The sequence below is a fragment of the Pauljensenia sp. OF14-1SRA genome, assembly GCF_027694595.1.
Lineage (GTDB): Bacteria > Actinomycetota > Actinomycetes > Actinomycetales > Actinomycetaceae > Pauljensenia > Pauljensenia turicensis_B.
The window spans coordinates 1-24,072 of the sequence record NZ_JAQEVQ010000016.1 but is presented as its reverse complement, the minus strand read 5'-3'; the positions used below and the strand labels follow the sequence as shown (position 1 = coordinate 24,072).

General features: G+C 56.1%; 17 protein-coding genes. 3 read left to right on the top strand and 14 right to left on the bottom strand.

Annotation, left to right across the window (positions count from 1 at the left end):
* Nucleotides 1-9 precede the first annotated feature (9 nt).
* The 5 genes from sucC to PG731_RS08045 all read right to left on the bottom strand — a co-directional run bounded on the left by sucC (nt 10) and on the right by PG731_RS08045 (nt 8,235).
* Nucleotides 10-1,209 carry an ADP-forming succinate--CoA ligase subunit beta gene (gene sucC, locus PG731_RS08065; protein WP_270773269.1) on the bottom strand — a complete coding sequence of 400 codons (1,200 nt, stop codon included), beginning with the start codon at nt 1,207-1,209 and terminating at the stop codon, nt 10-12.
* Between the two features lie 91 nt (nt 1,210-1,300).
* Entirely contained in the window at nt 1,301-4,243 is a 2,943-nt protein-coding gene (locus PG731_RS08060) for an ATP-dependent helicase (RefSeq protein ID WP_270773268.1), read from the bottom strand.
* Between the two features lie 426 nt (nt 4,244-4,669).
* A complete protein-coding gene (locus PG731_RS08055) occupies nt 4,670-6,160 on the bottom strand; it encodes a DUF1846 domain-containing protein (RefSeq protein ID WP_270773265.1) in 1,491 nt (496 codons plus the stop codon).
* A gap of 193 nt (nt 6,161-6,353) precedes the next feature.
* Nucleotides 6,354-7,004 carry a LuxR C-terminal-related transcriptional regulator gene (locus PG731_RS08050; protein WP_195225615.1) on the bottom strand — a complete coding sequence of 217 codons (651 nt, stop codon included), beginning with the start codon at nt 7,002-7,004 and terminating at the stop codon, nt 6,354-6,356.
* Between the two features lie 70 nt (nt 7,005-7,074).
* Nucleotides 7,075-8,235: an ATP-binding protein gene (locus PG731_RS08045; RefSeq protein ID WP_270773280.1), complete on the bottom strand. Its 1,161-nt coding sequence runs from the start codon at nt 8,233-8,235 to the stop codon at nt 7,075-7,077.
* A 247-nt stretch (nt 8,236-8,482) separates the two neighbouring features.
* Between PG731_RS08045 and PG731_RS08040 the strand changes: the two genes are divergently transcribed.
* The gene (locus tag PG731_RS08040; protein WP_270773262.1) at nt 8,483-10,426 is read left to right on the top strand and encodes a PspC domain-containing protein; all 1,944 of its coding nucleotides are present in this window, start codon (nt 8,483-8,485) and stop codon (nt 10,424-10,426) included.
* Entirely contained in the window at nt 10,423-10,758 is a 336-nt protein-coding gene (locus tag PG731_RS08035; protein ID WP_270773260.1) for a hypothetical protein, read from the top strand. The genes PG731_RS08040 and PG731_RS08035 overlap by 4 nt, the downstream gene beginning before the upstream one ends.
* Before the next feature lie 158 nt (nt 10,759-10,916).
* Here PG731_RS08035 and PG731_RS08030 read toward each other — a convergent pair whose 3' ends face one another.
* Nucleotides 10,917-14,603 (bottom strand): alpha-L-fucosidase, encoded by a 3,687-nt coding sequence (locus PG731_RS08030; RefSeq protein ID WP_270773258.1) that lies wholly within the window; start codon nt 14,601-14,603, stop codon nt 10,917-10,919.
* 399 nt (nt 14,604-15,002) lie between these two features.
* Complete coding sequence (gene metG / locus PG731_RS08025; RefSeq protein WP_270773256.1) at nt 15,003-16,844, bottom strand: methionine--tRNA ligase; 1,842 nt, start codon at nt 16,842-16,844, stop codon at nt 15,003-15,005.
* A 317-nt stretch (nt 16,845-17,161) separates the two neighbouring features.
* Between metG and PG731_RS08020 the strand changes: the two genes are divergently transcribed.
* Nucleotides 17,162-17,737, top strand: a complete 576-nt coding sequence (locus PG731_RS08020; RefSeq protein ID WP_270773254.1) for an isochorismatase family protein — start codon at nt 17,162-17,164, stop codon at nt 17,735-17,737.
* 84 nt (nt 17,738-17,821) lie between these two features.
* On the opposite strand, the gene rsmI is transcribed toward PG731_RS08020, so the two are convergent.
* The 7 genes from rsmI to PG731_RS07985 form a co-directional block, all read right to left on the bottom strand.
* Complete coding sequence (rsmI, locus tag PG731_RS08015; protein WP_270773251.1) at nt 17,822-18,679, bottom strand: 16S rRNA (cytidine(1402)-2'-O)-methyltransferase; 858 nt, start codon at nt 18,677-18,679, stop codon at nt 17,822-17,824.
* 118 nt (nt 18,680-18,797) lie between these two features.
* The gene (locus tag PG731_RS08010; protein ID WP_270773249.1) at nt 18,798-19,637 is read right to left on the bottom strand and encodes a metal ABC transporter permease; all 840 of its coding nucleotides are present in this window, start codon (nt 19,635-19,637) and stop codon (nt 18,798-18,800) included.
* Nucleotides 19,634-20,560, bottom strand: a complete 927-nt coding sequence (locus PG731_RS08005; protein ID WP_270773247.1) for a metal ABC transporter permease — start codon at nt 20,558-20,560, stop codon at nt 19,634-19,636. Before PG731_RS08005 ends, PG731_RS08010 begins: the two co-directional genes overlap by 4 nt.
* Nucleotides 20,557-21,318, bottom strand: coding sequence for a metal ABC transporter ATP-binding protein (locus PG731_RS08000; RefSeq protein ID WP_270773244.1), 762 nt, complete (start codon nt 21,316-21,318; stop codon nt 20,557-20,559). Before PG731_RS08000 ends, PG731_RS08005 begins: the two co-directional genes overlap by 4 nt.
* A 9-nt stretch (nt 21,319-21,327) precedes the next feature.
* Nucleotides 21,328-22,509 carry a metal ABC transporter substrate-binding protein gene (locus PG731_RS07995; RefSeq protein ID WP_270773241.1) on the bottom strand — a complete coding sequence of 394 codons (1,182 nt, stop codon included), beginning with the start codon at nt 22,507-22,509 and terminating at the stop codon, nt 21,328-21,330.
* Nucleotides 22,510-22,682: 173 nt separating this feature from the next.
* The gene (locus PG731_RS07990) at nt 22,683-23,240 is read right to left on the bottom strand and encodes an NADPH-dependent FMN reductase (protein WP_101627683.1); all 558 of its coding nucleotides are present in this window, start codon (nt 23,238-23,240) and stop codon (nt 22,683-22,685) included.
* 262 nt (nt 23,241-23,502) lie between these two features.
* The gene (locus PG731_RS07985) at nt 23,503-23,703 is read right to left on the bottom strand and encodes an Rv0909 family putative TA system antitoxin (protein ID WP_270773238.1); all 201 of its coding nucleotides are present in this window, start codon (nt 23,701-23,703) and stop codon (nt 23,503-23,505) included.
* Nucleotides 23,704-24,072 lie beyond the last annotated feature (369 nt).

Below are 24,072 nucleotides of genomic sequence, written 5' to 3'. Positions count from 1 at the left end.
TTCGTCTGGTCAGTTTTGAGCCGGCTGAGAAGCAACGGCCTCGGCAGCAAGTTCAGCTGCACGTCGTGCGGCATCGTCCATGGTCTCAACCATGTGGATCAACGGATGTTTTGCTGCCTGGAGGATCGCTCGACCTTCGGCGACCTTATTTCCATCTAGGCGAACCACCAGAGGCTTCGTCGCAGAGTCGCCAAGAACTTCAAGAGCTCCGATGATGCCTTCCGCAACCTTGTCACACGCGGTAATGCCACCGAAGACGTTAACGAAGACAGAGCGAACCTGCTCGTCGCCGAGGATGATGTCGAGACCCTTTGCCATCACTTCAGCCGAAGCACCGCCACCGATATCGAGGAAGTTTGCCGGTTTCACGCCAAGATCTTCACCGGCCATCGCAACGACGTCGAGGGTCGACATGACCAGACCAGCACCGTTACCGATGATGCCAACTTCACCTTCGAGACGCACGTAGTTCAGTCCGGCTTCCTTCGCCAGTGCCTCGCGAGGATCTTGGGTTGCTCGGTCAACGAGTTCTTCGTGTTCCGGATGACGGAAGCGGGCGTTGTCGTCCAGGCTGACCTTGCCGTCGACTGCCCACACGGTACCGTCGGTGGCAGTGACAAGAGGATTGACCTCGACAAGGGTTGCGTCCTCATCGCGGTAGGTTTCCCAGAGCAGGACGAGGACCGGGATGAGGGGATCCTGTCGTTCAGCGGGGAATCCCGCTTGCGTCAAAATCTGCCGTGCCACTTGATCGTTGATTCCGATGACGGGGTTCAGAGGCACACGGGCTAGGGCTTCGGGGCGTTCCTTCGCCAAGGTTTCAATGTCCATACCGCCTTCGCGGGAGCACATTGCAAGGTAGCGACGGTTCGATCGATCAAGGAGGATCGAGAAATAGTATTCCTCGGCGATGTCGGCACCCGATGCGATCAGCAGGGTTTTGACAATATGTCCCTTGATATCGAGTCCAAGAATTGCCTCTGCTTTTTCAGCGGCTTCTGCGGCAGTGTAAGCAAGTTTGACGCCACCTGCCTTTCCGCGGCCACCGGTTTTCACCTGCGCTTTGACGACGAGAAGCTCGGCGCCGTCTGAGAGCAGACGAGTTGCCGCTGTGCGTGCCTCTTCGACAGTCGTTGCGGTGAGCCCGGGCAGTACGGGAACGCCGTGCTTTCGGAACATGTCACGTGCTTGGTATTCATACAGGTCCACGGGTGGACTCCTTTGTCATCTGTGGCTTGTCATTGAACAGACTAACGACCATTTAGGCCGTTCGTCCTAAGAACGCCAATTTATGTTCGATTTAGATTTTTTCTAGGGGCGCAACCCGAAGAAGCAGGCGCTTCTCCGTTTCGCCGAAGTTGACCCGAGCAACCGTTGTTTTCCCCTGACCTTCGAGGCCAACAACAGTTCCCTCCCCCAGACTCGCATGTTTAACCCTATCGCCAACCTTCAAGTCAAGGAGCGATCGATCCATAGTGCGTGACGTTTGTTGCGCACCCATGCGTATGGTTTTCCCGGTTCGAATACCGGTGACTCGAGAGGCAGTTTCCGCTTTACCGGAGCCAAAAACTGGCCCATCATCATCCAAGGCGCGACCCGCGCGCGAAGAGTAGGAGCCCGATCCCCATCCACTCCCCCAAGCCTCTCCGCACGAACGCAGTCGTTCGCTTGCAGTCGAGGATCGGCGGATATCGCATAGCTCCGGCGGAATATCTGCGAGGAACTGGGACGGCAACATCTCTTGCGGGCTACCCCAAGCTGAGCGAATAGAGGCTCGAGTCAAATACAGTCGCTCACGTGCACGCGTAATTGCCACGTAGGCAAGGCGACGCTCTTCTGCAAGCTCAGACTCATCCCCGAGCGATCTCTGATGCGGAAAGGTGCCATCTTCCATGCCGGTAACAAACACGATGGGGAATTCCAGCCCCTTCGCTGTATGCACCGTCATCAGCGTGACCTGCCCACTTCGCTGGTCTTCAGATGGAACTTGATCCGAATCTGCAACGAGTGCGACTCGCTCAAGGAAGTCGACCAAACTACCGCGCGGGTTCACTTGCGCGAAATCAATCGCTACTGAATGCAATTCTGCAAGGTTTTCCACGCGCGAAGCGTCCTGAGGATCCTCCGACTTTCGTAGCGTAGCAAGGTATCCCGTCTTATCCAGGATCTCCTCGAGAATATCGGCAGTCGACACACCCTTTTCACTTGCTTGCCGAGCAGATTCGATAAGACCCCAGAACGCCGCGATCGACTTTCGCGCCCGCGGAGAAAGGCCAAGAACCTCGCGTTGTTCACCACTGGGGTGCAACTGTCGGTTGGGCGGATTTTCAATCGACGAGGCCGAGTTTGCATCTTGAGCATCCGGCTGATTGTGCTCGAATGTACGTACCTCTACGTCTGTCCATGCGCTGAGCGCATTTTCTACGATGGCCCCCGACGTTTCAGGCTCGACAAGGGAATGCTCGCTTGTTTGTTTCCCTAGGTCTCTTCCGTTCGACGGGAAAGGTTCACCCGAAAGAGAAGCAGAAGATGTAGCAACATCGACGGGCGATGTCGCATCGCTTTGACTGAGCGTCGGGTATTGCCATTCAATACCTTCACTTTCACCCGGTGGGTATCCTTCGCTTTCCCAGACGTCTCGGACAGCTTGGCCGAAGGAAATACCGTATCGAGAAGCATGGACTGCGATAGCGTCTTCAGCTTTTGCGCCGATCCCACGACGCGGAACGTTGATAATTCTGCGGACGGCAACGCTGTCATCAGGATTGGAGATCGCTTGCAGGTAGGCCAGCGCATCTTTGATTTCTTTGCGCTCGTAAAATCGTGTTCCGCCGACCACGCGGTAGGGAATTCCTTGTCGCACAAGGAGTTCTTCAATGGCGCGTGACTGGGCATTCGTACGGTAAAAGACCGCAACATCACCATATGAAGCACCCTGATCGGCCAGGCGATCAACTTCAGACACGACAAAACGTGCTTCATCATGTTCAGAATCAGCTGCGTCAAGAGTGATGAGCGCACCGTCACCTGAAGCTGTCCACAGGTTTTTTGGTCGACGCCCTTGGTTGCGCGCGATCACCGCATTCGCGGCAGAGAGAATATTCTGCGTCGACCGATAATTCTGCTCCAGAAGAATCGTACGAGCACCCGGAAAATCACGCTCAAACTGCTCAATGTTGCGGATTGTTGCACCGCGGAAGGCGTAAATCGACTGGTCTGAGTCACCAACCACGGTGAGCTCACCGGGTTCTACCCCGTCATCGCCATCGCCGACAAGTAGGCGAACCAGGACATACTGCGCATGGTTCGTGTCCTGATACTCATCCACCAGAATGTGGCGGAAGCGCCGATGATACTGTTGAGCAATCAGTGGCTTGTCTTTCAGCAACTGCACCGTCGACATGATTAGATCGTCAAAGTCCAGCGCATTCGATTCGCGCATTCTCTTTGAGTATTCGCGATAGGTGTTTGCGACGATCTTTGAAATTGGGTCGTTTGCGCAGGTTTCCTCGTATTTGGCGGGAGTAATCAGTTCATTTTTTAGATCTGAAATCTTGGCTGCGATCATCTTGGGCGAGTATCGCTTCACATCGACATCCATCGATTTCAGGATCATTTGAATGAGTCGCTGAGCATCCTGCGCGTCATAAATGGTGAACGATGAAGTCAGACCGGCGGCCTCGTGCTCACGTCGCAGGATTCGCACGCAGGCCGAATGGAACGTCGAAACCCACATATACTCCGCGCCACGACCGACCAGCCCGCCAACCCTTTCACGCATTTCTGCGGCGGCTTTGTTGGTGAAGGTGATCGCAAGAATCTGCCCTTGCGTGGCTCGCCCTGTAGCAAGAAGGTAGGCAATTCGGTGAGTAAGCACGCGCGTTTTCCCAGATCCCGCGCCAGCCATAATCAGTAGCGGTCCGCCGTCGTGGACGACAGCTTCGCGTTGCTGATCGTTGAGTTCTCTAATGAGTTCGTCCGGTTCAGAAAAACGAGGCCGGGACTGCCAGTCAGAAGGTTCTTCACTTCCATTGCCCGAATAGCCGAACGCAGATTCCGAGTTGGTCTTGTTCGCCTGAGAAGCGAAGTATTCAGATTCATCCAAAACGGGCACAACATCCTCACCTGGAACGGATCCGCCGGGGAAGTCATATACCGGCGGCTCAGGTCCAGGTTCAGGCACACCGCCCCATTCTGCGAATGAAGCGGAGCCAAGATCGGGAAGAGAAGTGAAATCAGTCATCGCTCTCCTAGCCTAAAACAGACCATGTAGAAACCAATCTGCAAAACGTTCCGACAGGCATTCATCCTGAGAAGTAGCCGAGACTTCGGGTGAACAAGCGCGCTGCCTTTCACGTGAACAAGCGCGGCCATGACAGCGTGCAATCATGCCCCATAACGCTGAACAAGCACGACCCCACGGTGAACAAGCGCACTGCCTATCGCGTGAACAAGCACGGTAAAAACGCAGGTCACACACTTTTGCTTCTACGAAGATGCTGAACAAGCGCGGTCATGACAGCGCGCAATCACGCCCCATAACGCTGAACAAGCACGACCCCACGGTGAACAGCGCGCTACCTTTCGCGTGAACAAGCACGGTAAAAACACCGGTCACGGCGCCTCGGTACAGGCGCACCCCGCCCGCGCCCGCTAGACCCCACCAGTTCTACTTTTTGCGATACAGCGACTTGGTTGCGTAGACGGGTTCGTTCGTAACCTGAACGCCAAGCGAACGGAAGATGCCTTCATCCACTGAGCCGAGAATCGTCGAAGTATGAACGTCGCACCCCTTCAGCTCACCCAAGCATTCAAGAGCTCGGCGGGCGTTGTCGTCAGTGGAAGCAGAGACGGCCAGCGCGATCAGGACCTCGTCGGTGTGCAGACGCGGGTTCGCGGAACCCAAGTGCTGAGTCTTCAGAGTCTGGATCGGCGTGATCGCGTCGGGCGACAGCAGGTCCACCTCAGAATCGATACCCGCCAGGACCTTCAGGGCGTTCAGCAACATGGCCGATGAACAGCCAAGGAGAGCCGACGTCTTACCCGTGACGATCTGAGCGTCAGCCAGTTCAATCGCAGCAGCCGGAGCGCCGGTTGATTCCGCGAGCGCAAGCGTCGGCGGGACAACTGAGCGATCGGTGGGCGTGATCGACAGTTTTGACATCAACAGAGCGATGCGTTCCGATTGAACCGGCTCAGACAGCTCCTTCTTTTCGGTCACCAGCGCCTTGTAGTAGCGACGGATCACTTCCTGCTTGGACGCTTCGCGGCACGCGTCGTCATCGCAGATCGACTTGCCCGCCATATTGACACCCATGTCGGTCGGGCTCTGATACGGGGATTCGCCCAGAATCTGCGTGAACAAGCGCTGTAGCACGGGGAAGATTTCAACGTCGCGGTTGTAGTTAACGGTTTTTTCGCCGTGGGCTTCCAGATGGAAGGGGTCGATCATGTTGACGTCGTCGAGGTCAGCGGTTGCTGCCTCGTAGGCGATGTTGACCGGGTGGTCCAGAGGCAGGTTCCAGATCGGGAACGTCTCCCACTTCGCGTAGCCGGAGCGAATGCCACGCTTGTGGTCGTGGTAGAGCTGGGACAGGCAGGTTGCCATCTTGCCGGAGCCCGGGCCGGGGGCGGTGACGACGATCAGGTCGTGGGTGGTCTCGATGTATTCATTTGCGCCGTAGCCTTCGTCCGAGACGATGCGCGCAACGTCGTTCGGGTAGCCGGGGATCGGGAAGTGGCGGTAAACGGTAATACCGAGGCGCTCAAACTTCTGCTTCACGGCCTTCGCTTCGCGATTATCGTCAGTCCACTGAGTAATAACAACAGAGCCGACGTACAGTCCGTAGTCGCGGAATTCGTCGATGTGGCGCAGGACCTCGTCGTCGTAGGTGGTGCCGAGGTCCGCGCGCACCTTATGACGTTGGAAGTCCTTGGCATTCACGGCGACGATTATTTCGACGTCGTCAGCAAGTTCCTTCAGCATGACGACCTTGTTGTCCGGGGTGAAGCCGGGCAACACGCGGGATGCGTGCATATCGTCGATGAGTTTGCCACCGAACTCCAAGTAGAGCTTTCCGCCGAAGTCAGCGCGCCTTTGGGCGATGTGCTGAGACTGGAGTCGCAGGTAGGTGTCGCGGTCAAATCCGATACGGTGCATGGTCTCCCCTATTGAAAGCTCTGAACGCCAAAGCAATATTCGTAACGAATGGAGATTACCGCGTCGGCCGGCTCAGGGGGCGCCTCTTCGGTCGCCTTTCGCGCCTCAGGGTCGAAATGCGTTCGGGTTCACAGCAGACTTTCGGGTTCACAGCAGACTTTCGGCTTCGCGATTTTTATTCACGAGGCTGACCTCACACGATGTGACGTTGCATTGCCCAGCGGGTCAGTTCGTGACGGTTCGACAGCTGGAGTTTGCGCAACACAGCCGATACGTGTGTTTCTACTGTTTTCACGGAGATGAAGAGCTCGGAGGCTACTTCCTTGTACGTGTAACCGCGGGCAATCAGACGCATGACTTCCTGTTCTCGAGCGGAGAGAAGATCGAGTTCGTCGTCACCGATGGCAACCTGCCCAGTGCCGAATGCGTCGAGCACGAAGCCGGCAAGGCGAGGGCTGAACGCCGCGTCTCCGGCAGCGATGCGACAGATAGCTTCAACGAGTTCGGGAGTAGAAATCGACTTGGTGACATACCCGCGAGCGCCACTTCGGATGACCTGAACGACATCTTCGGGCGCGTCTGAGACAGAGAGGGCTAGGAAGCGTAGGCCTTCAATATCTTGGCATCGAGCGGAAACCTCTGCTCCACCGCCACCGTGACCTCCGGGCAGGTGAACGTCGAGCAGGGCGACATCGGGGCGAAGTTCATGGCATGCTGCGATCGCTCCATCAACGTCCGCTGCTTCGCCGACGATTTCGAGGTCTGCGCCGGAGTTTTCAAGTTCTGCGCGAACACCAGCGCGAACCATTGCGTGGTCGTCAATCACGATGAGTCGAATTGTCATGAGTCTATTCTCTTCGCTTTTCTTCACCCGCGTGGTTGCGGATAAGTGTTTCTTGTTATTGAACGGCTACCTAATCTCTTGGGAGGCTGAGTTCCACTTCTGTTCCGCTCTGAAGCATTCGGATTCTGGCTTTTCCTCCTACGCGTTCCATACGACCAATGATTGAGTCACGAACGCCGTGCCGATCGCTCGAAATTGAAGCCAGATCAAATCCTGAACCGGAGTCTTTGATGAACGCTTCGATAACGTTCGGTCGAACTTCAACATATACAGAAACGGGAGGTTCGCCGTGCCTGACGGCATTCGCTACAGCTTCTCCGATTGCGGCGACCATCGCTAGCTCACCAGGACCCGGGACAGTATCTCCGACCGCAACAACATCAACGGGGATACCGTGACGGCTTTCCACCTGTTCGACGGTGTTTCGGATTGCTTGCGACAATGACTCATTTGCCTGCGTACGACCGGTGTAGAGCCAGGATCGTAGCTCTCGTTCTTCTGCAAGCGCTAGTGCTCGTACGCGAGCGGGGTCGGAAGCGGCCGAACGAATCAGTGTGAGTGTTTGAAGAACCGAGTCATGCAAGTGCGCTGCGATGTCGGCGCGCTCGGCCTCGCGAACTTCTCGTTCACGGCTTACTGAAAGGTCTTTCGACGTGCGTAACCAAAGCGGAAGTAATGCGAACAGCACGCCGGCGACCACGACCGCACCGATCAGGCCGCCGCGAAGCAAGATGATTGGCGGGTCTCCGCGTCCGGCAAGGAAGAGCACGCCAGTGAAGAGGAGCCCGATTCCCGCGCCGATGATTGCCAGAAATTTGGATGATCGCCACTGCTGAATATGTGCCCCTTGGCTCCACACCAGTCCCAAGCCGGCGATGATCAAACCTGCCGATGCTACGTCGAACAGACGGGCGACATTCGTCCAAGCAAACAGTGTTGCAACGAGGGCCGCAAGCAGAATCAGCACTCCAGCAAGCAGGAGCTGTCCCCTACTTGCATCGTGCGGATTGCCCTGTTTTTTCGTTGCTAGGTTGGCTCCGATCGGAGCGCCCCCAACACGGATGCGTTGCCCATCATCTTCGGGGACCATTGCCCACAGCCAGACGTAGAGGATCACGCCCGTTCCACCGAAGAGTCCAGCAAGGACCATCAGCACGCGAACAAGCGTGACTGACACTCCGAGGTGAACAGATAGGCCGGAGCAAACCCCAGCGATGCGGGCGCTCGGCATATCTGCTGATATTTCGCGCGCACGTTTCAGCGGAGCACGGTAGGTAGAAGGCATGGGAGGACGCCAGCCACCGACAGTATTGGCCATGCCGGGCTGAACGGGAATATACCCTTTGTTTTCGCCTTCATTCACACGACCTATCTTCACATCTTTCGAACAGCGACCGCGACTTTAAGGGGCTAAATCAGGGACAGTTAAGGGATAACCCCACTGTCGCCGGTTCAGCGAAGCGACCACACTGTTGAGTATGGACATGAACTCTTCGCACCCGTACGGTCAGGACACGACCGGGGACACCCCTTCCGGCAGTGGCTTCAACCCGAACGACGCAAATGCGTCGAATGCTGCTTTCAACGGCAACGCTCAATACCCAGGTGGACCAGGTTTCAGTGGGCCAGGTTTCACTCCGAATAATGGAACGTTCCCACCGGGCCAGGGTGGATACAACACGGGTGGCGGATTCTTCGCCTCCATCCGACGTTCCGGATGGTACCGCCCATCAGTGAGGACCATTGGTGGCGTGTGCGCAGCGATCTCCGCCCGAACCGGTTGGGACTTAGCGCTTGTCCGCGGGCTCAGCATTGTGGCAATGCTGGTCTTCCCGCCGATGTTGGCAGCCTACGGTCTTGGGTGGGGTCTCCTTCCCGATCAGATGACCGGACGAATCCACGCTGAAGAACTCGTGAATGGTCGATTCGAATCAGGACAGGCGGGGGCAATCCTGTTCATCCTGATGGGAAGCACCTCAGCTTTCCCGTTCTCAGTCCTGATCGAAGAATCACCCCTCGTCCCGCTCGGCACACTGCTTGTCTTAGTGGCGATCATCGTCATCGCCGTTATTCTGGTCCGCCACGACCGCCAGTCAGCAACCCCGACATTTCTAGGAAATCCGCCAATGAACATGGATCCGAATAGTCAGTCTGGGCGCTCCTCTTCAGCTTTCGCTTCACCCTCCATGAACGAGGCCGGTCAGCCCAATTCAGACACAATGAACGTTTCGGGGACCGGCGCAAAATACTCCGCCCCCCATCCGGGCACGATGCCGAGTCCTGCTTGGGCGGCCTCGTCCCCAAATCCCACGCAGCCAGCAACCCCCCCATACACCGGAGGTTTTTCGCAGGCTCCAAACGGCGCGTATCAAAACCACGCCGGGACACCATACCAGCCGGCATATCCGAATGCTCCTATGACTTCGGCCCCCTACCAGGCTCCCAACACGCCGACGAACAATAGAGTGAACAACTGGATTCCACCACTGGCTCCGTTTGTCCGTAGCGTCGGACGGCGGACAAACTTGGTCGTCACCGGTCTTGTTCTTCTGGCAATGGCGACGACATTTGGACTCATGTACTACTACATGGACAATGGCTCCGCCGAGATGCTGATTTTCGGCACGAAGATCGGTCTGATCGGTGGTGGCATCTGCATGCTCATCGTAGGGCTTGCCCTCGCGATCGCTGCGATGGGTGGGAGGAAGGCAGACTGGCTTGTCGCACTGTCAATAATCGGGGCGTTCTTGTCCTTGCCGACTGTCTTGTTCGGCATCGCAATGGACTCCGAATACACCGCACATTCTGCTTCCTTCGATTATTCGACCGAAAGCGATTGGACCGAATCGACGGTCTATTCTTCCAGGGGGAGGGCGTTGCTTGACCTCTCGCAGGCTCCCGCAGGAACTTCCAAAGAAATCATCATTGACCCTAGCGTGACCGACCTAGAGATTTTTGCGCGCACCGATCAGCCGGTCCGCATCATCTGCGAAATGGGAATTGAAGAGGTCGAGTATTCTTTCGATGACACTCACCCGTCAAAGAACAGGACGTGGGTGAATGCCCTGCGTGGATGCAACGGTTCAGTTGACGCAGATAATCCGGTATCGGTTCAATCTCCGACGTTCAGCAACGCTGACGGAATCACGGTTCGCATCACTTCATGGATGTGGAGCTTCAACTACCAGGAAGACTCGTACGACAATGCTCCTGCTCCTTCTTCAACGCCCGAAACCGGCGAGGGCCAGTCTGGTTTGACTGGCCAGTCGGGAGCGCTTGATCGGGGACAATCAGGTTCTTCCTCCTCGCAGTCCGGGGCTAGCACGCCTGGCGCATCCACTTCTTCCACTACTTCAGGAGCCGATGTTTCCCCCATATCGTGGGATCTCTCGGCTGACTCAACGCTAAGGAGCGCAGCATGACCACCCCTCATATGCCTGACGAAGCAACGACCGAGTTCAACGTAGCCGACGAGACAACCACCATGCCCACCTCCGAGGAGCAACCCGCTAAGGTTTGGACCGCAGCAGACGCCGGGGCAACTGCTTCAGAACCCGTCGTGGAAGTTTCGACGAAACCTCGGGTAGGGCAGCTCATCTGGGCGCTGATCGTTATTGCCATCGGAGTGTTCCTGATTGTTCTGCCGTTCTTGAACATCGTGCAGTTGCCGTTTGTTTTCATCGGCCTGATTGCAGCGCTCGGCCTAGTGCTAATCATTTCCGCGTTCTTTGTCGGCAAGTCGAAAGATCGTTAGCCCGCTTTTTCGGTCGCGCGCGGTGCATCTTTGACCGCGCTTGTTCACCGTCTATCGCACACAACCGCGCTTGTTCGCCATCGGGCGCACAACATAAAGAAGGTGCCTCGGGAACAACCCCGAGGCACCTTCATCTATGCCAGACCGACACTCAACGATCAGTCACGCACACGCCTACGCGCAGCAAACCCAGCCACACCAGTAGCGAGGAAGAGAGCCGAAAGCTCTGCAAGCAAAACCGCATCAGAACCCGTTGAAGAAAGCTTCTTCACCGAGGCTTTCTTCACAGACTGAGAATCACCAACAGGCTTATCGGCATTCGACTGATCCGGAACAGGCACAACATCCGCAGGAAGAACCTCGAACTTAATGGCACGCTCACCCGCCTTGCTCACCATCTTCACAGTGTGCTCGCCAACTTCAAAGCCAGCCGGAACCTTCCAATCAGCCTGAGCAGTCCCCTTCTCGTAGTCATACTTGATATCGCTTTCAGGGATTACAACTGGCTCCGAGTGAACGGTGAGCTTAATACGCTCGTCCTTCTTCAGACCCTTCACACGAATCGACAGAGTATCTCCAACCTTCACCTGAGCAGCACCCAACTCAAGAGTCGGAACATCCGCCTGACCAGGCTCATCACCACCAGGGTTCGGAGTCGGATCACCACCAGGGTTCGGAGTCGGAGCCTGCTGGTGGAGAACAACACGAAGCGGAGCCGTTACTGCTTCACCTTGCGAGTTGGTTGCAACCGCACGATAGAGATGCGACTGGACCTCCTTCGATGCCGTCAGGCTCAACTTGTCAGTTGTTTCTCCTTCGATTGGAGCCCACGAATCCTCATCACCGCTGACCTCACGTGACTGCCATGCAATCGTCGGAACGGGCATACCTGAAGCCGTCGTGGACAGGACGACGGTTTCGCCCTCGTTCACTGTGACTTTCTGCCACGCGCCATCGTCAGCCGGTTCAAGAACCGAGTCGTTCAAGCTAGCGGACAGCGGGGTGAGGGCCGGCTTTTCGACGATATTGATCGTGAGTGGCTCAGAGTACGCTGTCTCGACGCTGTTCGTTGCAGCAACTCGCACCTTCACACCGTGGTGCTTCGCGCCGATCTCAAACGAGTAGCCTTGCTGAGTCTGGCCTTCCACATCATTCCATGTCTGACCATCAGCCGAAGTCTGCCACTGAAGCGTAGGGGCGGGGAAGCCGCTTGTTTCAGCAGTGAATGTCAGGATCGATCCGGGAACAGCGTTCAGCTGGTCACCCGAAACGCTGAAGCCTTCTTCAGGGTCAGCAACTGCGCGAATAACCGCGGTGGGAGCAGTCTTCTGCCTGTAGACCTCAACCTCAGCAAGGTTGAGTTCCGTCCACCGTGCTGGCAACATCACGCGAATGTAGCGAGCCTGGTAGCCATCGAAATTCAGGCCGGTCGGGAAACCAGCCTTCTCTTCGACCTTGAAGTACTTGAGTTCTCCTGCTTCACCCTTCTTCTCAATTTCTTCGCTGGATAGCTTGTCGTCAAGCTTGTCCTTCGAGGCAATAACGTAGAAGCCCTTCAGGCGCTCCGCACACGACTGTTCTCCGTTGCACTTATCGTCAGCAGAACGGTTGTAGATGTTAACCAGTCCGACCGGAACTGTTTGCTCAAGGTCAACCTCCCACCAGGGATCATTCTGCGTATCCGTTTCGCTAACCGAACCGTTATCCCACTTTCCATCCGTGTTGCCGTCGACAGCTCGGGATGCTGGGCCGTTCCAGCCGCTGTCAGAAGACTGGCGTGCAGGCCTCTTGAGGGCCAGGTTCAACGAGGGATCGAGAACCGTCAGGGTTGCGATGTCAGACTCGGCTGTTCCAGCTTCGTTGGTGGCAACGACATAGAAATCTGCTTCATTGTCATCCTTTGTTGTGACGAAGGTGTACGAGGAATTCGTTGCACCCTCAATCAGTATGTCCTCGCCGTCGGCACCAATGCGGTACCACTGGTAGGTCGGAGCTGGGCGACCCGAGGCGCCGGCAGCGAAAGTGACGGATTCACCTTCGACGACCTGTGCGTCGCTCGGTTGAGACGTGAAGGTCGGAGCAACCGAGGTAGCGTGATCCTTGTATGCTGCCACCTTGATCGATTCAACCTTGACCTTGAGAGGATCGGTGTAATAGCTCGGTTTCGCCAGCTGGATGCGAAGGCGAGAGACCTCATTCGGGTTCATCGTGTACCCGGAGATGGGACGGGTCTTCAGGTCAATTCCTTTGAACAGGTGAGTGACGCCGTTGAAGCTCACGTTGTATTCAACGTCGTCTTGGAAACCCGACGATTGGGTGAGATCAAATTCGACATCGCCGTACTTTTCGCCAGAGCGATCAACGATGTAGGCGTCCAGGATGGCCGTCTTGTACGAGGTGCCAACGGTGCGTTCGACAATATCGCGCTTCGGGATGGTGCCACCTCCGTGGTCGAGGTTCACGGTCTGAGTGGGGACGTAGCGTGCTTCACCGTCAAGGGCAACCTTGATGACAGGACGGTACTTGTCAGGAGATTCTCCGGACATCGTCACTGTCAGGTCAAGGCCGTTGCGAGCAAATTGAACGGGGGTTCCCTTGCCATCAACCGTGACTGAGGTGACCTTGTTTGCCAGTCCAGGAACGGTGATTGATTCTCCGGACTTCCACTGGTTCGGGAAGATGTACAGGTCTGAACCATTCACTGTCAGAAGAGCGTTAGACGGTGCGGGGATCCATGTTGCACTTGCTCCGTCGATGGCGTGCGGGTGGTCAGTGTGCCATGTTCCTAGTTCCTTCAGAACATATTCGTCGTATTCGGGGAAGGAACCGTCACCCATCGGACCGACGTTGAAGGCGAAGTTTCCGCCGTTGGCTACGACACCGACGAGGTTCGAGATGGTCTCGCTAATTACTCTGTTAGCTGTACCCGCTGCGCGATTTGCTCGGCGGTCTGAACAGTAGGACCAGCATTGGGGGAAGATGGATCGGATGGATTCCCACGGACCGATGCTGAAGGATGAGTGGACCGCGTTGTCGCCACCAACGTTGAAGTCACCTTTGTTGTTCCACACGCGAGAGTTCACGACCGTTGTGTTCGGCTGCAGTTCATGGACCTTGTCGGCCATCTTCTGAGATTGTTCCGCGGTCGGGCCACCCATGTCGAACCAGAACTCGGCGATTGGACCGTAGTTGGTGAGTAGCTCGGTGATCTGGTCGAGGTTGTATTGAAGGTGTTCTTCAGTGATGGGGTTGAGGTTGGAGTAGGGCTCGGGATCATGCTTCTCCCAGTCGATGATGGAGAAGTAGAAGGCGAGCTTCATGTCGATCTTGCCGCATTCGTCAGCGAGCTGTTTCATCGGGTCTTTCCCGAATGCTGTCTGCTTGACGACGTTGTAGTCGGTCGTCTTGGTGTCCCACATGGCAAAACCGTCATGGTGCTTCGAAGTCACCATGACGTACTTCATGCCTGCGTTCTTTGCGGTCTGGCAGATCTTCGCAGCATCCCATTTGTCTGCAGTCATCTTCTTGGCTTCTTTGAGGTATTCCTCGCGAGGAATGTTCATCCAGGCCTTGATTTGTTCTGGGTAGCCGATGGACTGAACTTGTCCCTTGTAGCTTCCTCCGAACATTGAGTAGACACCCCAGTGCATGAAGAGACCAAATTGCAGTTTCTGCCATGCAGCGATGCGTTCATTCGTGGACTTTTCTACGGCTGCGGGCGCACCAAGGATATCTCCAACGTTTTCCTGCGATGTTTGCACCGAGGCAAATGCTGGCGATAGCGCCCCCCCCCCGATGAGCAACGCAGCGGCAGCCAAGCTACTCACGATCCGTCGTCGTAACATACGGCGGTTCTCCTTTCGAGTGTGTTGATGGGACAGACATCGTTGTCTTTTCCTCTTCGTTGAGGTTTCCCATTAGACAATAGTAATGCCGAAATAGAAGCGATTTCTTTCATTTGATGATCGAAGTATTAAAACTCGATAGTTTTTCGACGGCGCGATTAATCCTTAGTCCAAAAGGTCCTAGGTAAAGTAGTTTCTAGGAAAACTAAAAATATCCTTATGCCTTTTCCTATTGCCGAGGCCGCGCTCCCCAAAAACCACCGCGCTTGTTCACGGCGCGGGCTGTATAAGCCGGGTGGGTAAGTGAAGAAGGCGTATCTTGCCGTAGACAGACGAAAGGTGGGAAGCGGACGAGCTTCCCACCTTTCGCGGTGTTGATTGAGTTGAGCTTACAAAGGCTCAGGCTCCGGTCACATCATCGGGAGTTGAATCCGCGTAGCGTGCGAGTTCTTCTTCGACGATGGCTTCGTCGAGCTTGGTGAAGACGGGCGTCGGCTTCGCGATCGGGGTACCCACCGTGATGAGGTGGCGTTCCCACGTTGGAGCTGAGGTGTAGTTACCCGTAATAATCGGGTATCCGTTGCGACCGTCGAATGCTTCGGGCAGAACCTGCGGGTCGAGTTCTTCGACTTCTTCGATGCGTGGCATCGGAGCGATGTTGCCCGCACCGCCCATGACGCGATCAATGTCGTTCGCTGCGTGAGGGAGGAACGGCGAGAGCATCAGGTTAAGATCAGCGACAGCTTGGGCGAGGGTATGTAGAACCGTTGCAAGGCGTTCACGCTGTTCGGGGGCCTTGAGCTTGAAGGGCTCGGTGTCGGTGACGTACTTGTTGGCTTCGCCGACCAGTCGCATCGCTTCAGAGAGTGCTGCCTTCTGACGGTGGTGACGGATCAGGTCACCGATGGTTTCGAAGCCCTTGTTGATTTCGTCCAATAGCGCACGGTCGATTTCTTCAAGCTCGTCGGGAGCAGGAATTTCGCCGAACTTCTTGGCGATCATCGATGCTGTTCGGTTGACTAGGTTGCCCCAGCCGGCGACGAGTTCGCCGTTGGTGCGGCGCACGAATTCTGCCCATGTGAAGTCAGAGTCGGAGGTTTCCGGGCCTGCTGCGCTGATGAAGTAACGCAGGGCATCTGCCTGGTAGCGAGCCAGGAAGTCACGGACGTAGATGACGATGCCGTGGGAGGAAGAGAATTTCTTGCCTTCCATGGTGAGGAATTCGCTGGACACAACTTCGGTCGGCATGTTGAGGACGCCGAGCGTTCCGGGCTTTCCGCCCTTGGTGCCCTGACCGTTGTAGCCGAGCATTTCGGCAGGCCAAATCTGGGAGTGGAAGACGATGTTGTCCTTGCCCATGAAGTAGTAGGACAGGGCCTCGGGATCATTCCACCACTGACGCCACGCTTCGGGGTCGCCGGTGCGACGTGCCCACTCGATTGATGCTGAGAGGTAGCCGATGACGGCGTCGAACCAGACGTAGAGGCGCTTGGTCGGTTGGTCTTCCCACCCGGGAACTGGGATGCCCCAGTCGATGTCGCGCGTCATGGCACGCGGGCGGATGTCTTCGAGGAAGTTCTTGGAGAACTTGATGACGTTCGGACGCCAGGTACCGGATTGTTCGCGGTCGTCGAGCCATGCGGACAGGGCTTCGGCGAGTGCAGGTAGGTCGAGGAAGTAGTGGGTGGACTCAACGAACTTGGGGGTCTCGCCGTTGATGCGCGAGTGCGGATCAATCAGGTCGGTGGGATCCAGCTGGTTACCGCAGGCGTCACATTGGTCGCCACGGGCGCCTTCAGTGCCACAGATCGGGCAGGTGCCTTCGATGTAGCGGTCGGGCAACGTGCGTCCGGTTGAGGGTGAAATTGCTGCGCGAGTGATCTGTTCGATCATGTATCCGTTGTCGCGGACAGTGCGGAACATTTCTTGGACGACTGCGTAGTGGTTGCCGGCGGTCGTGCGAGTGAAAAGGTCGTAGGACAGGCCGAGCGCGACGAGGTCTTCGACGATCAGCCGGTTGTTGCGGTCTGCAAGTTCGCGAGCGGTCACGCCTTCGCCGTCTGCTGCGACGAGGATCGGAGTACCGTGTTCGTCGGTTCCGGACACCATCAATACGTCGTGTCCTGCCATTCGCATGTATCGCGAAAAGACGTCGGAGGGCACGCCGAATCCGGCAACGTGTCCAATGTGGCGGGGACCGTTGGCGTAAGGCCAAGCTACTGCAGACAAAATACGGCTCATGGTTCTAAGGATAGTGCCCCGTCGGGTATATTCCGAACTCGCGTCTCCCCGTTCCCCCACCGCGCTTGTTCACCAAACCAGCCTCCCCACCACCGCGCTTGTTCACCATGTCAGTGGGCACAGATGACCCGAATTCACTGATGTATTTCTTCAACAAGCGCACCCAAAGGGCTTAATCACGGGGCTGCGGGCTTCTTGTTTCCACAAGCGTTTGACGAAAAAGCTTGAATAAGCGCAGTCGAAACGGTGAACAAGCGCAGTCGAAACGGTGAACAAGCGCAGTAGAGTTGATGGCAACACACATAAGAGGAGCTCAGATGAAACGCGCACTCATCATCGTCGATGTCCAGCCCACTTTCTGTGAAGGCGGGGCTCTACCCGTTGAAGGAGGAAATGCGTGTGCGGAGCGTATCCGCACGTATGTGGATGCTCATCGCCAAACGTACGACTTTATTGCAACGACGCAGGATTGGCATATTGATCCGGGGGCTCATTTCTCTGCGACCCCGGATTATGTGGACACGTGGCCACCGCATGGCGTGGCCGGTAGTGCCGAAGCTGAGTTGCATCCTGCCATTTGGGACCTCGACGTTGACGCACACGTGAAGAAGGGCCAGTTTGCGGCTGCCTACTCTGGGTTCGAAGGGGTGGACGAGGCCGGAACTTTGCTCGGCGATTTACTGGATAGGGCCGGAGTGAGTGAGGTTGATGTCATCGGTTTGGCGCAGTCTCATTGCGTGTGCGACACCGCGTTGGATGCGAAGAAGGCCGGTTTTACCGTGCGAGTGCTCTCCGACCTGACGGAGCCGGTATCACCGGAAACTGGGGCTGTTGCGTCAAAGAAGTTGGCAGACGCCGGGATCCTAGAGGTTCCTTCAACCGAGATTGGCTAAGAGGGGCCTGGTTCCCTGTCAAGACGCCGGGGCGGTGCTACTGACACGTAGCACCGCCCCCATTTCAGGTCATCTGCTCACATATCACTGTTCTTTGTAAGCGAGAGCAGCTTTATAAAGCTCGTTCTTCCGCAAGCCTGTTGCTGAAGCAACTTCGGCTGCCGCGTCTTTGAGTCGCATTCCTTCCGAAGCTAACGCAAGCACAGTTTTCACATGGTCTTCAGCGCTCTTCTTGCCTTTGAAGCCGGCGATAACAATCGTGATTTCGCCGAGTACTTCCCCCTCTGTCTGGGTAATCAGGTCTGATAGGGAGCCTCGTAAAACTTCTTCATATTTCTTTGTCAGTTCTCGACACACGACTGCTTGGCGCTCCCCACCGAAAGCGCTGGCCATACGTTGCAGGGTGCCATGAACGCGTTTGGCTGATTCAAAGAAAATGAGAGTGTGCGGGTCGCCTGCAAGCGCTTCGAGGTAGGCGCTTGCTTCACCGTCTTTACGGGGCAGGAAGCCCTCGAAGCTGAAGCGGTCAGAAGGCAGGCCTGAAACAGCAAGCGCGGTAACAGGGGCCGACGGACCGGGCAATGCAGAGACGTGAACGCCACGTTCGACCGCTGCTCGCACCACGCGGAACCCGGGGTCTGAAACGGTTGGCATTCCGGCGTCAGAGACCAGCAGGATTCGCGCTCCGCCTTCGGCAAGGTCGACGAGGCCTTCTGCCCGGTCGCCTTCATTGTGATCGTGCAAGCTGAGAACTTTACCGTTTACTCGAACGTTCAGACGGCTAGCCAGGGCCAGCATGCGCCGGGTGTCTTCCGCTGCTACAACCTCAGCTTCTTGCAGGGCCCTGATAAACCGGGGTGAAGCGTCGTCCACATCACCGATCGGGGTTGCTGCAAGCAGGATGGACGCAGGGCGTTGTACAGGTTCACGTTGTTCTGGCACGGTCTCATCGTCTCATCGAGCTGGGAGGCAGTACAAGCCACGATCGGCCTCGTCCATTGAATTCACGAAACCCGCCAGGCTCACGTTCGGGCGAACCGCAACCGACCTCCCGGCCTCGTCACCCTTGCGCGCAACGAGCCCACACGATCAGACGAGTAGCGGCGAAGAAGATGCCGGCGAAAATCGCGATCATGCCACCAACCGAAAGGTTGAACGCCACACCGCACGCGAAACCGATTACTCCGATTCCCAGCCCCGCGAGCGGAGCGGCAACCATGAAGTGTGGCCATGACTTCACCAGCGGGGCAAGTCCCGCCGCGGGAGCAGCGAAAAGCGCAATCGACAATACAGTGCCGACAGCAGGAATCAACAGGACGATTGCACCGATGACCATTGCGATGCTCAGGCCCTCAAGAAGACGCGTGTTCATCCCGCGGGTCAATGAATCAATGGGGTCGTAGCTCTTAAAGACCAGGTCTTTCCCCCACACGGCAACGATGATGAGCACCACCACTAGACCCGCGCCAGCCGACGCAACATCCCAGGAGTTAACCGTCAGAATCGAGCCGGTCAGAAACGACTGGATTTGAATCGGCAACGGCGAAAACCAGCGGTACAGGAAGTAGCCCATCGCGAACCCAAAGGTCAGCACAATGCCGGCGCTTGCCTGCGATGAGATCCCCGGAATTCCACCGATGAACCGCATCAGCCCACCCAGGGGAAGACAGAAAAGGAACGCGCCAATAAACAGGGCAAGCGACATCTGCTCATGGCTCGCTCCAAGCGTGGCGGCGATGACTACGCCCAGAATGCCTCCTGGGAATGTTCCGTGCGTGACTGACTCGGCAAAGAAGATTTTCCGGTCGAGGAAGGCGAAAGCGCCGACCAGACCGGCGAGCAAACACACGGCAATGAGCTCCATGAAAGGAAGGAGAAGAACATCCAGATGAGAAATCAACAGCGCACCTTTCCCCTTCGTTTCCCGATCGCAGCGATACCGACAGCGATGAAGAACAGTGCAACAAGGACAAGGACGACACCCGCTTGCGGAGAGATGGGGCGCGGGCTGGGGGTCAGGAGAAGTTGCATGCCTAGCCAGCTGGCAAGAAGGCTCACGCTCACTCCAATAATGCTCGCTTGTCGTACTGTTCGCCCAAGCAGACGCCCTGTCGCCCCTGGAACGATCAAGAACGCGATGACAAGAAGCACGCCGATTGCCGACGATGCTGCGACAACGACCGCGGCAATACACGCGTTCAGCGCGTAATCGATGCCTCTGACGTTGATGCGTGACGCCTGCGCTCCCTGCCGGTCAAACGCAACGTAGAGGTGTTCCTTCCACGTTAGCGCAAGCATGATTCCTGTCAGGATAAAGACGACCAGCGACTGAGCAAGCCCAGAGTCGGTCGTTTCCAACAAGCGCCCGAACATGAGGGCTTCCAGTTGCCCTGACATATCACCGACTTTGAGGGAAATCGTCATGCCGAGCGCGAAGAAGGCAGTCAGAATGACCGCTGTTGCACCTTCATGCGCTGATTCGTTGTCGCTTTCTCGCCTGGAAGACTGGCTTACCACTAGTGCAATGACAACTGCGATACCAGCACATCCGGCACCAATAATGATGGCGTCGCTCCCGCCAACGATGAACCCGACGACGATTCCGGGGAACACTGAGTGCACCATGACTTCAGCGTTAAATTCGGCTTTTCGTAGGTTCACTAGCGTACCGACGAGGCCGGCCACAATTGATAGAAGGACAAGAAATATAAAGGGCCGGAATAGGAAGGGATAGGCTGCAAGACCCCTGAGCCCCACGATTGATTCGGAGAGTGTTCGCAGGTGTTCAACAAGCGTTGCAACACCATCGGACAGCGTGTTCATGCGACTTCTCCGCTTTGCTTGTGACCGTCGGGACAGCTCGGCAGTTCACACGCCTCAGTTTCAAGGCTTTCGGATCCGTATGCCTGTTTCATGAGCTTTGGGGTGAGGACTTCGCGGACGGGACCGAAGGCGATCTGGCGCCCAGCGACAAGGATTGCTTGGTCGCAGACGTCATAGGCTAATGAGAGATCGTGTGTTGAAACGACGACGCTTGTCCCATCATTTTTTGCGCGTCGAATGATTCCGAGTAGGGCATCACGATTGGGCTGGTCCAAACCGTTGAAGGGTTCGTCCAGCAGAATCAGTTTCGGTTGGGCGATAAGTGCGCGCGCTACGAGTACACGCTGGCGTTGCCCGCCTGATAGTTCACCGAAACGGTCCTTGGCTCGGCTTAGAAGACCAACATTTGTCAGAGTGCTGGCGACTTTTTCTCGGTGGGCTTTCCTGGGGAAACGGGCAAGTCCGATCTGTTTGTAGAGACCCATCATGACGACTTGTTCAACAGTGATGGGGAATGTCAGGTCGAGGTCAGCCGATTGAGGGACGTATCCGATGGTGTCGGGAATGCCGTCAATGTGTCCTTCGAGAATAGGAACGCTTCGGGCTAGGGCTTTGAGTAGCGTCGTTTTTCCGGAGCCGTTTGGGCCGACTAGGGCGAGCGCCTCACCGGGGTTCATGCGCCCTTGAACCCCGGTGAGGACGACGCGCGTCCCGTAGCCAACTCCAGCGTCGTGAAAGGTGATGCCGTTCGTGGTCACGGGTATTGCCTACTTCAAGTTGTCTGGAAGCTGGGCCAGCGTGCCATCCCAAGCAGTGACGATGGTCGTGACGTTGTGGATGATTGAGCCGGTGTAGGTTTCTCCCGCGGATCCTGCCGGTCCCAAGGAATCGCCGTATAGGGCGTCGTCGCCAATGATGGCTTTCACACCGGCTAGTTCAGCGATCTTCTCGATTGACTTTGAATTGTTCGAGTTTTCGGCGAAGAGCGCTTTTGCTCCAGAGTCAATGACGGTTTGGGCGGCTTCCTGAATGTGTTCAGCGGTCGCGTCCTGCTGTTCATTGAAGTCAGATAGGGCCGCGCCGATGAAGTCGATCCCGTAGTCCTTGGAGAAGTAGCCGAACGCGTCATGTGACGAGAAGAGAATGCGCGAGTCTGCCGGAACGCTATTGATCGAGTCTTGGACCCACTGGTCAAGGTTGCGCAGTTTGTCGGCGTAGACGCTGACACTTTCTTCAATTCCTGCGGCGGAGTCGGGGGCTACTTCTTTGAGGAATTCACCAATGTTGGCAACTTGAACAGCTGCGTTCTTGGGGCTTGTCCACACGTGGGGGTCGTAGATAAATTCAGGTTCCGTTTCGCCTTCTGCTGGTGGGAAGGGCCACTTGCGCACCTCGACCTTTTGGGTACCTCGTTCGACCGTGTAGGGCAACGAATCGTCTGTGGTGATGGCTTGCGGGTCGGTTACTTCTTTGCTGGTCAGAATGCCACTGGTGACGCCCATCGTTCCTTTGAAGCCGGATGCCTCAATCGCACGATCGAGGAAATGCTCGAGGTCAACTCCGGATACAAGAAGCACGTCAGCTTTGGCAAGTGCTGTCGCTTGCGAGGGAGTGAGCTCATGTTCGTGAGCTGATGCGTTGGGGGCAAGAAGGCAGGTGAGTTCGAGTCGCGTTTGGTTCGTGGCATCTTCACTACCAATTGTGGTCTTTTGTCCGTCTGCGCCTGTTTTCTCGAGGACGAGGCCTGCCGTCGCTGGCGCGCCGGCAGCGATCTGCGTGACATAGTCACAGATTTGGGTTGTGGTGGCAACGATGCCGACTTTTCCATGCTCCGTTCCGCTATTCGCGCTGGCGTTGGATGCGTCGTGGTTGGCGCAACCGGCAAGAGCCAGACCGAGCACACTGGTAAGTGCCGCTCCTTGGAAAATACGGGTATTTGAGCGATGCATTGATTAAGACTCCATTCTCATGTATAGTTTCGGGCACCCGAAACTATACATGAGAATGCCTACAACTTGCAACACCCTAAATATAGTTAGGTCATCCTATTGTGCTTTATTGCGGAAAACCATGTGGGGGATGGGGCATTCGCCCCCCCCCACACAAAACAGAGAGCTATTTGTCAGCGAAGAGGCGCGAGAGCGTCAGTGCGCGCGACCATTGCCGCAACCATGCCCTGAACCTCGTTGTCATGGTGTGCGCCCGGCTTGAATTCCGACTTGTTTTCAAAGTCGGTAATGAGCGAAAGCGAAACCTGCTGAGCGACCATCGCAGCTTCGAAGTTCGCCAGAATCTGGCGCAGGTGTTCAACCTGACGGACGCCACCGCTGAAGGAGTAGCCGACGAAGCCGACACCCTTATTCGCGAGAGCCTTGGGCTCAAGGAAGTCAATAGCGTTCTTCAGAGCGCCAGGAATTGAGTGGTTATACTCCGGCGAAACAAAGATAAGCGCATCGTAAGACGAAACGGTTTCATTAAACTTTGCGCCGGCAGGATCCCGCGGGACGGCCATTGCGGGCGGCATCGGCTCAGCAAAAAGAGGCAGACTGAAGGAAGCAATGTCAATAACCTCAGCTTCGACACCTTCAACAGCGTTTGCTTTGTCGGCAACCCACTGAGCAACAGATGCACCAACGCGGTTCGGACGGACGGTGCCAAGAATAACGCCAAGACGGGTCATGATAAACTCCTTAAATTCTGCTTGAATTCTCAACTACTATATATTTATTTCACTCTTCAATCGACGTTAGTTGATGTACGTTCAGACACAGCAAGAACCCCCTGGAGCCCTAATTGATTCAACGTGCCTACGAATTAATGACAGATGGGCAGATGCGGCAGCCAAGACCAACGAACGTACGCATTGAGTGAGCCAACATCCAAGGGACAGTCATAGATAAAAGGTGGGCTAGAGTCTCCTCTAGCCCACCTTTAACGTTGGATCATTCGCCGATCTTGTCATCAGCAGCATCGCGAGCTGCGTCGATCTTGTCATCAAACTTGCCACGGGTAGCCTTCTTGGCCGCGTCTGCAACCTTATCCAGGACGCCGTCGGTGTTTTCTTCGCTCATCATGCCCTTGGCAGCGTCGGTGGCCTGGTCTTTGAGTTCTTCGGCCTTGCCCTTGAGATCGTCGAGGTTCATGGTTTTCTCCTTACATTGAGAACGATGTTATGTTCAGTCTATGGGAGCCTTGAAGGTTACGCACTATATAACGAGGATTCACTGCTGACAACGAGCCACAATACGAGAGATGCTAGAGGGTAACACACCACTGTGGCGCGAAAGCTCGATTGCAGAAGAGGAGCATCAACAGTGCTCTCAGATGGGCACGCACGTCACTGAGTACCTAGGGAAGTGCCCGTGGGCGAGCATGTTGAAAGAACGACAGTGCAAACCGTCTTCACACTTTGCGCATAGCAGTAAACCCCTTGGAGTGGTGCTCCAAGGGGTTTACTTGAGTTGTATTGCGGCGGTGTCCTACTCTCCCACACTCTGTCGGGTGCAGTACCA